General features: G+C 48.3%; 8 protein-coding genes, 17 tRNA genes and 2 rRNA genes (1 of these 27 running past the window's edge). 4 read left to right on the plus strand and 23 right to left on the minus strand.

The window, feature by feature from the left end; translation table 11 throughout:
• Positions 1 to 31: 31 nt before the first annotated feature.
• Positions 32 to 1576, minus strand: coding sequence for a carbon-nitrogen hydrolase family protein (locus NIT04_RS13710; protein ID WP_252504124.1), 1545 nt, complete (start codon positions 1574 to 1576; stop codon positions 32 to 34).
• Positions 1577 to 1707: 131 nt separating this feature from the next.
• Here NIT04_RS13710 and NIT04_RS13715 point away from each other — a divergent pair, with 131 nt between their 5' ends.
• The 3 genes from NIT04_RS13715 to NIT04_RS13725 are packed head-to-tail and all read left to right on the plus strand — an operon-like array spanning position 1708 to position 3468.
• Positions 1708 to 2133, plus strand: coding sequence for a disulfide oxidoreductase (locus NIT04_RS13715; protein ID WP_252504125.1), 426 nt, complete (start codon positions 1708 to 1710; stop codon positions 2131 to 2133).
• Position 2134: 1 nt separating this feature from the next.
• Positions 2135 to 2614, plus strand: a complete 480-nt coding sequence (locus tag NIT04_RS13720; protein WP_252504126.1) for a thioredoxin family protein — start codon at positions 2135 to 2137, stop codon at positions 2612 to 2614.
• Entirely contained in the window at positions 2614 to 3468 is an 855-nt protein-coding gene (locus NIT04_RS13725) for an RluA family pseudouridine synthase (RefSeq protein WP_252504127.1), read from the plus strand. Before NIT04_RS13720 ends, NIT04_RS13725 begins: the two co-directional genes overlap by 1 nt.
• Positions 3469 to 3547: 79 nt before the next feature.
• Here NIT04_RS13725 and NIT04_RS13730 read toward each other — a convergent pair whose 3' ends face one another.
• The 3 genes from NIT04_RS13730 to queG all read right to left on the minus strand — a co-directional run bounded on the left by NIT04_RS13730 (position 3548) and on the right by queG (position 6308).
• A complete protein-coding gene (locus NIT04_RS13730; protein ID WP_252504128.1) occupies positions 3548 to 4378 on the minus strand; it encodes an aldo/keto reductase in 831 nt (276 codons plus the stop codon).
• Positions 4379 to 4693: 315 nt separating this feature from the next.
• Positions 4694 to 5167 carry a tRNA (uridine(34)/cytosine(34)/5-carboxymethylaminomethyluridine(34)-2'-O)-methyltransferase TrmL gene (trmL, locus tag NIT04_RS13735; RefSeq protein ID WP_252504129.1) on the minus strand — a complete coding sequence of 158 codons (474 nt, stop codon included), beginning with the start codon at positions 5165 to 5167 and terminating at the stop codon, positions 4694 to 4696.
• A gap of 13 nt (positions 5168 to 5180) precedes the next feature.
• Complete coding sequence (queG, locus tag NIT04_RS13740; RefSeq protein WP_252504130.1) at positions 5181 to 6308, minus strand: tRNA epoxyqueuosine(34) reductase QueG; 1128 nt, start codon at positions 6306 to 6308, stop codon at positions 5181 to 5183.
• A 58-nt stretch (positions 6309 to 6366) separates the two neighbouring features.
• Between queG and NIT04_RS13745 the strand changes: the two genes are divergently transcribed.
• Entirely contained in the window at positions 6367 to 7080 is a 714-nt protein-coding gene (locus tag NIT04_RS13745; RefSeq protein ID WP_252504131.1) for a B3/4 domain-containing protein, read from the plus strand.
• A 99-nt stretch (positions 7081 to 7179) separates the two neighbouring features.
• Here NIT04_RS13745 and NIT04_RS13750 read toward each other — a convergent pair.
• The 19 genes from NIT04_RS13750 to NIT04_RS13840 form a co-directional block, all read right to left on the minus strand.
• A tRNA-Leu gene (locus NIT04_RS13750) sits at positions 7180 to 7260 on the minus strand.
• Positions 7261 to 7326: 66 nt separating this feature from the next.
• A tRNA-Leu gene (locus tag NIT04_RS13755) sits at positions 7327 to 7407 on the minus strand.
• A gap of 34 nt (positions 7408 to 7441) precedes the next feature.
• A tRNA-Cys gene (locus NIT04_RS13760) sits at positions 7442 to 7515 on the minus strand.
• Between the two features lie 10 nt (positions 7516 to 7525).
• Positions 7526 to 7600, minus strand: a tRNA-Gly gene (locus NIT04_RS13765).
• A 5-nt stretch (positions 7601 to 7605) separates the two neighbouring features.
• Positions 7606 to 7677, minus strand: a tRNA-Gln gene (locus tag NIT04_RS13770).
• Positions 7678 to 7686: 9 nt separating this feature from the next.
• A tRNA-His gene (locus NIT04_RS13775) sits at positions 7687 to 7762 on the minus strand.
• A 41-nt stretch (positions 7763 to 7803) separates the two neighbouring features.
• Positions 7804 to 7879, minus strand: a tRNA-His gene (locus NIT04_RS13780).
• Positions 7880 to 7903: 24 nt separating this feature from the next.
• Positions 7904 to 7977 (minus strand) — tRNA-Trp (locus NIT04_RS13785).
• A gap of 8 nt (positions 7978 to 7985) precedes the next feature.
• Positions 7986 to 8070: transfer RNA gene (locus NIT04_RS13790), tRNA-Tyr, on the minus strand.
• A gap of 7 nt (positions 8071 to 8077) precedes the next feature.
• Positions 8078 to 8153: transfer RNA gene (locus NIT04_RS13795), tRNA-Thr, on the minus strand.
• A gap of 12 nt (positions 8154 to 8165) precedes the next feature.
• Positions 8166 to 8241 (minus strand) — tRNA-Phe (locus NIT04_RS13800).
• Positions 8242 to 8250: 9 nt separating this feature from the next.
• Positions 8251 to 8326 (minus strand) — tRNA-Asp (locus tag NIT04_RS13805).
• Positions 8327 to 8329: 3 nt separating this feature from the next.
• Positions 8330 to 8404, minus strand: a tRNA-Met gene (locus NIT04_RS13810).
• A gap of 24 nt (positions 8405 to 8428) precedes the next feature.
• Positions 8429 to 8504, minus strand: a tRNA-Val gene (locus NIT04_RS13815).
• 157 nt (positions 8505 to 8661) lie between these two features.
• Positions 8662 to 8736: transfer RNA gene (locus NIT04_RS13820), tRNA-Glu, on the minus strand.
• Positions 8737 to 8757: 21 nt separating this feature from the next.
• Positions 8758 to 8848, minus strand: a tRNA-Ser gene (locus NIT04_RS13825).
• Positions 8849 to 8851: 3 nt separating this feature from the next.
• Positions 8852 to 8926, minus strand: a tRNA-Asn gene (locus NIT04_RS13830).
• Positions 8927 to 8985: 59 nt separating this feature from the next.
• Positions 8986 to 9101, minus strand: a 5S ribosomal RNA gene (rrf, locus tag NIT04_RS13835).
• A gap of 143 nt (positions 9102 to 9244) precedes the next feature.
• Positions 9245 to 11613: ribosomal RNA gene (locus NIT04_RS13840) — 23S ribosomal RNA — on the minus strand (it continues 565 nt past the right edge of the window).

An 11613-nucleotide genomic window follows, 5' to 3' on the forward strand; every position in this document is an offset into this window, starting at 1 on the left:
TCCTTATATAGGAGATGCCGTTTTGTATATATTAATCCTTCTTATACTCCACACGGTAAATATCATGACGTCGGTCCTTCAGCTGTTTCACAGTTCCGTCCTGTCGCTGGCGACGCAATATCTCCAGATCGACATCTCCGATAAGAACCATTTCCAAGTTCGGGTTCGTTTCTCCGACGATTCCATCCCTTGCAAATTCGAAATCCGATGGCGAGAAGATGGCCGACTGCGCATATTGGATATCCATATTTTCAGTTTGCGGCAAATTGCCGACCGTCCCTGAAATGACCGTGTAAATCTGGTTTTCAATCGCGCGGGCTTGTGCGCAATATCGGACGCGCAAATACCCTTGGCGATCTTCCGTACAGAAAGGAGTGAAGATGATATTCGCTCCCTTATCCGTTGCAATTCTCGCAAGTTCCGGAAATTCGATGTCATAACAGATCTGGATGGCGATTTTTCCACAGTCAGTATCAAAAACTTGGATTTCATCCCCTTGGCTGATTCCCCACCATTTCCTTTCATTCGGTGTAATATGGATCTTGTATTGCTTTTCGATCGACCCATCCCTCCTGAAAAGGTAGGCGATATTGTAGATCTCCTCATCCTCTTCCTCGACGAAATGAGAGCCCCCGATAATATTCACATTGTAGCGGACCGCAAGATTCGTGAACATTTCGATATACTCCGGCGTGTACTCCGTCATCTTCCGCACCGCCCTGCTCGGCGAAGGCTCGTCCAAGAATGACATGAGCTGCGTCGTAAAGATTTCCGGGAAGACGACAAAATCAGAATTCGCATCCGACGCGACATCAACGAAGTATTCGCATTGACTAGCCATTTCCTCGAATGAAGAAATTTTCCTCATCAAATACTGGACAACGCAAATACGGACAGGGTAACTTGTCTTATAATGCCGTTTAGTTGTTGCCTTGTAATCAACATTGTTCCATTCCATCAGCGTCGCATATTTTTTTGATGCTTTATCATCCGGCAAGTAATTCGGGTTGATTCGCATGAGGGTGAAATCATTCAATAGCTGGAATGTGAGGACCGGGTCATAGATTTTATGCCGAGTCACCGCCTCGACATATTCGCGGGCAGACATTTCATTAGCATACCGATGATAATTCGGAATCCTGCCGCCGATGATAATCGATTTCAAATTCAATCGTTGGACGAGCTCTTTCCTCGCTTCATACAGCCGCTGCCCAACTTTCATTCTCCGGTATTCCGGATGGACCATCACTTCGATGCCGTAAAGATTGTATCCTTCGGGATTGTGGTTCGTAATATAGCCTTTCGCGGAAATGTCATCCCAAGTATGACGGTCATCGTATTCATCAAAATTGATGATCAGGCTAGAACAGGAACCGATAATTTCCCCATCAAGCTCGGCGACGAATTGCCCCTCCGGAAAAATGGACAGATGGCTTTTCAGGTGCTCCTCTTCCCACGGCTCCATACCGGGGAAACATACTTCCTGCATATTCAATATTTTTTCGATGTCATCCTCTTTCATCTCACGGATGATCATACTCATTTCAAATGACGATAAATCAATTTCTTCACTCATCCACAGTTCACCCTTTCTTCATATTATGTACCCATAATTGACGATGAAAAATCATGTGATTCCGATTATTTTACACGGATACACCCACGCCGTATAATCAAAGAGGAGTCATAGAAACAGGAGTTGACAATATGCACAAACGGTTGGAAAACGGTCTTGTTTTCATCTTTACCATTTCCCTCATCGCAACATTCGGATCTTTATACTTTTCGAATGTACGAGGTTATGAACCTTGCACTCTATGCTGGTATCAACGCATCCTCATGTATCCAATCGTTCTAATGACGGGTGTGGCTTTATTCCAGAAAAGCGCTAAAATCGCTTTGACGACAGCTGTATTTGCAATTGTCGGCGGTTCCATATCGCTGTACCATTATGGAATCCAGAAACTAAACTTTTTGCAAGACAGCGCACCGGCTTGTGGGAATGTCCCCTGCACAGGCCAGTATGTGAACTATCTTGGATTCATCACAATTCCGTTCATGGCATTGACGGCATTCGTGCTAATCCTCATTACAAGCCTCTTCTTACTGAAATGGCAAAAGGAGTCTAACTAAATTGAAGAAATTACTAGTCATCGGCGGTGTCATCGTCGCCATCTTTGCTTTAATCATCGTGTTGAATAATCAAACCAACAAGGAAAAGTTGAAGGACAATCCATATGGAACGAATAATTTGGAGCAGTCGACAATCGACTTGATCGGCAATGAACATTACAGCAATATCATTCTTCCTGATGACCTTTACGCAAAAGTCACTTCTGGAGAATCAGTCACAGCTTATTTCTTCCACCCTGAGTGCCAATATTGTCAGCAGATGACGCCAATGCTTATGCCGATCGCAAAAGAAAAAGGGATTCACGTATATCAATTCAATATGCAGGAGTTCGAGCAGGAGGCCCAGCCGTACGGCATCACTTCATGGCCGACATTAATCCATTATGAAGATGGTAAAGAAGTTGCCCGCTCCGAAGGCTTGCCGAAAGAAAATCCCGAGGAACATATCCGAGCCTTCTTTGATGCATATGGAGACAAATGATGGATAGAGCGAATGCATTTTTCCGATACGAGATACATCGGGATGGGTTGACAATTGAAGAGCTTCTAAGGGATGAATGGAAAGCTGGCAAAAAGACCGTCCATCAGATGAGGATGGAAAAGGCAGTGACAGATGTTGCAGGACAACCTGTAGATTGGCGGACTCCCTTGGAAGCGGGGACGGAACTTATCTTTCATTTCAAGGACGCTGTATCAACGTACAAGCCGGACGAACACGCTACAGTAGCCATCCTATTTGAAGATGAACATATTCTTGCTGCTTTGAAACCTGCGGGCATGGCCATCCATCCAGATGAAACAGATGAAGGCGGGACTTTCATGAACGCCATCATGGCACATGTAGCAACGAACGGCGGAGCGTATGCCGAGCATATCCATCGTCTTGACAAAGGGACGGAAGGAATTGTGCTCGTTGCAAAGCATCCGATCGCCAAAGCGCTTTTTGACCGGATGATCGAAGAACGTGCGATAACGCGCATCTATCATGCCGAAGTCGATGGACGCTTAAAACGGATGAGAGGGACGCTTCAATATCCGATCGGACGCGACCGGCACCATCCAACAAGGCGCCGTGTCTCGCCAGGCGGACAGGATGCCATTACCCGCTACCGTGTCTTAGAACGGGATGATGAGGCGACAAGAGTGGAAGCGAGTCTTGAAACCGGCAGAACCCATCAGATCCGTGTTCACTTTTCCCATATAGGGCATCCTGTCAAAGGCGATACACTTTATGGCGGAAGCGAAACTGCGGATGGGAACTATCGACTCGTCGCAAAGAAGGTTTCCTTTAAGCACCCTTTTACAGATGAACAGACGACAATAGAAGTCATGTAAAAAAACCGCGGAAATGAACGATGATGTTCAAGTTTCCGCGGTTTTTCGTTTTTCATTATTATGACGGCGAATGTACAGTTCACGCCTCGTCGTACTTCTCCGGGTTCGTGCCGGTTCGCTCATCCCGATTCAAGGCATCGATTTTCATCATATCCTCCGGCGTCAACTCGAAGTCTTTCACGTCTATGTTTGACTGGATACGGGCCGGAGTTACAGATTTAGGAATGACAACTAATCCATGTTGCAGATGCCATCTAATCATGACTTGCGCTGGCGTCTTGCCATATTTCAGCCCGATCTGCTGCAATGTCGGCTCGTCCATGAGCCTGCCTCTCGCCAGCGGGGACCATGAAGTGACAACCATGCCATGTTCATTGCAGAAGTTTCGCAAAGGCTCCTGTGTGAGCTGCGGATGCAATTCAATCTGATTCACCATCGGCTTCACATTCGCAACGTTGAAAACTTTCTCGAGATGATGGATGTGATGATTGGACACCCCAGTAGACCGGATCAGTTTTTCAGCATAGAGCCTCTCGATTGCACGATATGTATCCACGAATTTGTCTGCGACCGGCCAGTGGGTCAAATAAAGGTCCAAGTAATCCGTTCCAAGCCTTTCCAAAGAGGCTTCAAAAGCTCTCAATGTTGCATCATACCCTTGGTCGGTGTTCCACACTTTCGACGTGACGAATAGCTGCTCCCTCGGAATGCCCGATTGCCGCATTGCTATGCCCGTCTCCTTCTCGTTCTCATAGATTGCCGCAGTGTCGATAGCCCGATAGCCGATTTCCAAAGCATATGAAATCGCCCGTATTGTCTCATCGGAATCAGTCATCTTGTAAACGCCGAGGCCAAGCTGAGGCATTTCAACACCGTTCGATAATGTCACCTTGCCGTCAAAAGTATCCATTCCGCTTTCCTCCTCTACAGTTTGTACTTTTATTGTACCTGTATTTCATAACTTTGACGAATGATGATAGTTAATAGTTAATCAGAATGACACAATTTTTCAGTCCAGTCATTTCAATTTCTGACGTAGTAGGGTATACTATATCAAGGACTACTGATTTTACGGGAGGTACATCTGATGAATCTTATCCTTATTATGGCTGTTTGCTTCGCATTCCTTTCTGCAATTCTTACAGGTGGATACGAAGATAAACCAGGTAAAGTGAAAAAATAAGAAGCAAAAACGGGACATGCCTCAAATGGCTGTCCCGTTTTTTTATTTCAAATCTAAAAATGATTGTTGCCGCAGTGCTTCGTAGATCAGAATAGCGGCTGTGTTGGATAGGTTCAATGATCTAATGTGGTCATTCATCGGGATACGCAAGCAATTCTCTTTGTTCTGCTCAATCACTTCGTCAGGCAATCCGGTCGTCTCTTTCCCGAAAACGAAAAAGACATCCTTTGAAGGATTGGAAAAGTCAAAGTCCGAATAAGCCTTCTCCCCGAATTTCGTAATGAAGTAAAACTGTGCCTCCGGAAATGCGTCAAGAAACTCTTGTATGCCTTCATGATACGTAATATCGACGTATTGCCAATAATCCAGTCCTGCACGTTTGAGCATTTTATCATCGGTGGAAAATCCGAGCGGTTTGATAAGATGCAGCTTAGTTCCTGTCCCGGCACATGTACGGGCGATGTTCCCTGTATTTGCGGGTATTAGTGGTTCAAATAATGCGACATGTATCGCCATTTCAGCACTTCCTTCAAATAGTCTCCAATACTCTTTCCATCTCGATGCGTACGTCGGCATCCTCTTCTTTTTGCAATGCTATTTCAATTGCTTCAATACTTTCGCTCGTTCCGATCTCTCCGAGCGCCCATGCAGCTGTACCCCGGATGACCGGGCGTTGATCGTTCACAAGCAGTTCTGCCAGTGTAGGAACAGCTGTCTCGTCCTTGAAGTGTGCAAGTGCAAGGATGGCGTTCCGCTGTATCGGATTCTTGCCCCTCCATGAACCTGACATATGCCCGTAAGTCTCCTTGAATTCACGATTCGACAAACTGAGCATCGGTACGAGAAGCGGTTTCGCCAATTCCGGCTCCGGTTGAAACGCAGGCTGGTGTAAATTGTATTTCCCTTTGTTTTTCGGACAAACGGTTTGACATGTATCGCAGCCGTATACCCTGTTTCCGATTTTCGCGCGAAATTCCTCGGGAATCGGTTTTTTCGTCTGTGTCAAAAATGCGATGCATCGCTGTGCATTCAGCTGACCGCCTTGAATCAAAGCCCCTGTAGGACAAGCATCCAAACAAAGTGTACAATCCCCGCATTGATCCTCCATCGGTATGTCTGGCTCAAAAGGGATATTCGTTATCATTTCCCCTAAGTAGACGTACGATCCATATTCAGGCGTGATGACTGAACAATTCTTCCCTGACCAGCCGATTCCTGCCCGTTCGGCAACAGCCCGGTCAACGAGCTCCCCGGTATCCACCATCGACCGCATTTTGGCATTCGGCATCTTTTCGGAAATGAACGTTTCCAGTAGTTGCAGCTTTTCACGGAGGACGTGATGATAATCCATCCCCCAAGATGCCCTTGCGAAGATGCCGCGCCTTTCCCCCTTCTTCCCTCTAGGCGCATCTATCATTTTAGAAGGATAAGCGACGGCAATGGAAATGATGCTCTCGGCGCGATCAAGCAATAGTATCGGTTCCGTCCGTTTTTCGACATCACTCTCTTCAAAGCCCGATTGATAGCCCAATTCCTGTTGACGTCGTAACCGGTTTTTTAATTCTAGAAAAGGGGCGGCGGTCGTAAAGCCGATTTTATCGATTCCGATAGTAGCTGCATATTCTTTGATTGATGACTGTAGCTGAGCGACATTCACTACGTTCCGCCTCCTTTATGGTAGGATTGATAAAAAGATAATGACAAAGGTGATGAAGATGAAAATAACTATAGATGAAAATCTCTTTCAACTGATGCCCGACTTGAAATTGGGCATTATCCATTATAACAAAATTACAGTGTCAGAATCTCCTCAAATGCTAAAAGGAAGACTCCAATTGTTCCAAGAACAGCTATTTTTCGAATTGGACACCAAGCCTTTAACGGATTTTCAAGGCATCAAGGAATGGAGAGAGACGTGGAAAGCTTTCGGGGCAGATCCAAACCGATACCGACCATCTGCGGAAGCTCTATTCCGTAGGATTAAAAAGCAGAATTACTTGCGGACAGTACATACAGCGGTTGACCTGAATACGTTTTTCTCTCTCCAATATGAAATCCCAGCAGGTATATACGATTTAGGTAAAATTGTTGGAGATATCCATTTGACAGTCGGCGGAGAGGAAGATGGTTATGATGGATTGAACGGCCGTTTCAACTCACTGGATCGCATACTTCAATTAAAAGACGAATACAGCCCTTTCGGCAGCCCTTATGTTGACTCTGTCAGAACGGCCGTTACGGAAGAGACGACGGATGCGCTCCATGTCCTGTTTCTCCGCCCTTCAATGGACAAGGAGGAAGCTCTACAACTGACGACTGCATGCGGTAATATGTTTACGTCCATTAGCGGTGGAGAATCTACTTGCTATGTTTTGAATGAAGAGAGTCCTTCCGTTTTGTTAAATGGAAGCAAACCATTCAATTTGTGAACGTTCACGGATGATCAGCAAGCAGAGATACTACTCCTTCCCATGGAAAACGCTCCTTTCCACGTAATAGTGGAAGGAGCGTTTTATTGTAAAACTGGATACCCAAGGCCGGACTTGAACCGGCACGCCTTGCGGCATCGCATTTTGAGTGCGACGTGTCTGCCATTCCACCACTTGGGCATAGAAGAGATAAATAAAACTGGAAAGAGAAAAGATGCAACCTTGGTTGCATCTTTTCAATGTGGATACCCGAGGCCGGACTTGAACCGGCACGCCTCGCGGCATCGCATTTTGAGTGCGACGTGTCTGCCATTCCACCACTCGGGCATAACAACAAATTACTTACAGCATACATGAAATATGGAGGCGGCAACCGGAATCGAACCGGTGGTAAGGGTGTTGCAGACCCGTGCCTTACCGCTTGGCTATGCCGCCGTAAGAAAAGTGGAGCGGAAGACGGGATTCGAACCCGCGACCCCGACCTTGGCAAGGTCGTATTCTACCACTGAACTACTTCCGCAAAAACTGGGGTAGCTGGATTCGAACCAACGAATGACGGAGTCAAAGTCCGTTGCCTTACCGCTTGGCTATACCCCAAAAAGTAAATGGGGCGGACGAGGGGAATCGAACCCCCGAATGTCGGAACCACAATCCGATGCGTTAACCACTTCGCCACGACCGCCATAATATAAATTATTTTTTATTTAGATATACTGCATAGAATGGGGCGGACGAGGGGAATCGAACCCCCGAATGTCGGAACCACAATCCGATGCGTTAACCACTTCGCCACGACCGCCGTAGTACTGAATTAAAATAATAATGGCAGGGGCAGTAGGAATCGAACCCACACCAAAGGTTTTGGAGACCTCTATTCTACCGTTAAACTATGCCCCTATAATAAATGGTGGTGGGGGACGGATTCGAACCGCCGAACCCGGAGGGAGCGGATTTACAGTCCGCCGCGTTTAGCCACTTCGCTACCCCACCAAAAGTATGGTGCCGGCGATAGGAGTCGAACCCACGACCTACTGATTACAAGTCAGTTGCTCTACCAACTGAGCTACACCGGCAAAATATTAAAATGGTGGCTCAGGACGGAATCGAACCGCCGACACAAGGATTTTCAGTCCTTTGCTCTACCGACTGAGCTACTGAGCCACATAAAAATGGCGGTCCCGACCGGGATCGAACCGGCGATCTCCTGCGTGACAGGCAGGCATGTTAACCGCTACACCACGGGACCTTTTGGTTGCGGGGGCAGGATTTGAACCTGCGACCTTCGGGTTATGAGCCCGACGAGCTACCACTGCTCCACCCCGCGATAATACTAATACAACAAATTATATGGTGGAGGATGACGGGTTCGAACCGCCGACCCCCTGCTTGTAAGGCAGGTGCTCTCCCAGCTGAGCTAATCCTCCAGTTAAAATCGCGATAAGCTTCGCATTACTGCGTCAGCTTCTTTCGTTCAGTCAGTCACGTACCGTTGTACGTTCCTTCCCTCTCTCAATCGCTTCCTTGTCCTGCTCGCTTCTCCCGATTTTAAAGGGAGCTGCAATAATTCTTAGGTTTTAAAAATGGTGACCCCTACGGGATTCGAACCCGTGTTACCGCCGTGAAAGGGCGGTGTCTTAACCGCTTGACCAAGGGGCCATATCTAGTAAGTAATAAATCTGGCGGAGAGCAAGGGATTTGAACCCTTGATACGCGGTTAGCGTATACACGATTTCCAATCGTGCTCCTTCGGCCACTCGGACAGCTCTCCAATTGGCTCCGCAGGTAGGATTCGAACCTACGACCGATCGGTTAACAGCCGATTGCTCTACCACTGAGCTACTGCGGAATAATACTTTAACGAGTTTTCAACTACTTATACTCATTGCGGTCATCTTAGAAATGACAGCCCAGCGACGTCTTACTCTCACAGGGGGAAGCCCCCTACTACCATCAGCGCTGAAGAGCTTAACTTCCGTGTTCGGTATGGGAACGGGTGTGACCTCTTCGCCATCACCACTGGACTATTTTCACAAGACAAGATTTATTATATCAAATCTGGTAAATATGTCAAGCGTTTTTTCAAAATAAATTATTTTGTTCGCTCAAAACCGGATAAAACCAACATTGTTGCTGAACTTCAAGTTCAACCGTACTTAAGTAACTTAAGGTTAAGTCCTCGATCGATTAGTATCCGTCAGCTGCACGTGTCGCCACGCTTCCACCCCGGACCTATCCACCTCATCTTCTTTGAGGGATCTTACTTACAAATGTAATGGGAAATCTCATCTTGAGGGGGGCTTCATGCTTAGATGCTTTCAGCATTTATCCCGTCCACACATAGCTACCCAGCGATGCCTTTGGCAAGACAACTGGTACACCAGCGGTGTGTCCATCCCGGTCCTCTCGTACTAAGGACAGCTCCTCTCAAATTTCCTGCGCCCGCGACGGATAGGGACCGAACTGTCTCACGACGTTCTGAACCCAGCTCGCGTACCGCTTTAATGGGCGAACAGCCCAACCCTTGGGACCGACTACAGCCCCAGGATGCGATGAGCCGACATCGAGGTGCCAAACCTCCCCGTCGATGTGGACTCTTGGGGGAGATAAGCCTGTTATCCCCGGGGTAGCTTTTATCCGTTGAGCGATGGCCCTTCCATGCGGAACCACCGGATCACTAAGCCCGTCTTTCGACCCTGCTCGACTTGTAGGTCTCGCAGTCAAGCTCCCTTATGCCTTTGCACTCTACGAATGATGTCCAACCATTCTGAGGGAACCTTTGGGCGCCTCCGTTACACTTTAGGAGGCGACCGCCCCAGTCAAACTGCCCACCTGACACTGTCTCCTGCCCGGATCACGGGCAAGGGTTAGAAGTCCAATACAGCCAGGGTAGTATCCCACCATTGCCTCCTCCGAAGCTGGCGCTCCGGATTCCAAGGCTCCTACCTATCCTGTACAGGCTGCACCGGAATTCAATATCAGGCTACAGTAAAGCTCCACGGGGTCTTTCCGTCCTGTCGCGGGTAATGCGCATCTTCACGCATATTATAATTTCACCGAGTCTCTCGTTGAGACAGTGCCCAGATCGTTACGCCTTTCGTGCGGGTCGGAACTTACCCGACAAGGAATTTCGCTACCTTAGGACCGTTATAGTTACGGCCGCCGTTTACTGGGGCTTCAATTCGAAGCTTCGCTTGCGCTGACCTCTCCTCTTAACCTTCCAGCACCGGGCAGGCGTCAGCCCCTATACGTCACCTTACGGTTTTGCAGAGACCTGTGTTTTTGCTAAACAGTCGCCTGGGCCTATTCACTGCGGCTCTCTCGGGCTTTAACACCCTACCAGAGCACCCCTTCTCCCGAAGTTACGGGGTCATTTTGCCGAGTTCCTTAACGAGAGTTCTCTCGATCACCTTAGGATTCTCTCCTCGCCTACCTGTGTCGGTTTGCGGTACGGGCACCTCCCGCCTCGCTAGAGGCTTTTCTTGGCAGTGTGAAATCAGGGACTCCGGGGATAATTCCCCTTGCCATCACAGCTCAATGTTATAGGAACGGGATTTGCCTCGTTCCACACCTCACTGCTTGGACGCGCATGACCAACAGCGCGCTCACCCTATCCTTCTGCGTCCCCCCATTGCTGATAACGGCGGGGAGGTGGTACAGGAATATCAACCTGTTATCCATCGTCTACGCCTTTCGGCCTCGACTTAGGTCCCGACTAACCCTGAGCGGACGAGCCTTCCTCAGGAAACCTTAGGCATTCGGTGGAAGGGATTCTCACCCTTCTTTCGCTACTCATACCGGCATTCTCACTTCCAAGCGCTCCACCAGTCCTTACGGTCTAGCTTCGACGCCCTTGGAACGCTCTCCTACCACTGACACCATAGGTGTCAATCCGCAGTTTCGGTGATCCGTTTAGCCCCGGTACATTTTCGGCGCAGCGCCACTCGACCAGTGAGCTATTACGCACTCTTTAAATGGTGGCTGCTTCTAAGCCAACATCCTGGTTGTCTGGGCAGCGCCACATCCTTTTCCACTTAACGGATACTTGGGGACCTTAACTGGCGGTCTGGGCTGTTTCCCTCTCGACTACGGATCTTATCACCCGCAGTCTGACTCCCAAACATAAATCATCGGCATTCGGAGTTTGTCTGAATTCGGTAACCCGGGATGGGCCCCTAGTCCAAACAGTGCTCTACCTCCGAGATTCTTTCGTTTGAGGCTAGCCCTAAAGCTATTTCGGAGAGAACCAGCTATCTCCAGGTTCGATTGGAATTTCACCGCTACCCACACCTCATCCCCGCACTTTTCAACGTACGTGGGTTCGGGCCTCCAGTAAGTGTTACCTTACCTTCACCCTGGACATGGGTAGATCACCTGGTTTCGGGTCTACGACCCCATACTCATTCGCCCTATTCAGACTCGCTTTCGCTGCGGCTCCGCATTCGCTGCTTAACCTTGCATGGAATCGTAACTCGCCGGTTCATTCTACAAAAGGCACGCCATCACCCATTAACGGGCTCTGACAACTTGTAGGCA

Source organism: Sporosarcina sp. Marseille-Q4943 (assembly GCF_943736995.1).
Classification (GTDB): Bacteria; Bacillota; Bacilli; order Bacillales_A; family Planococcaceae; genus Sporosarcina.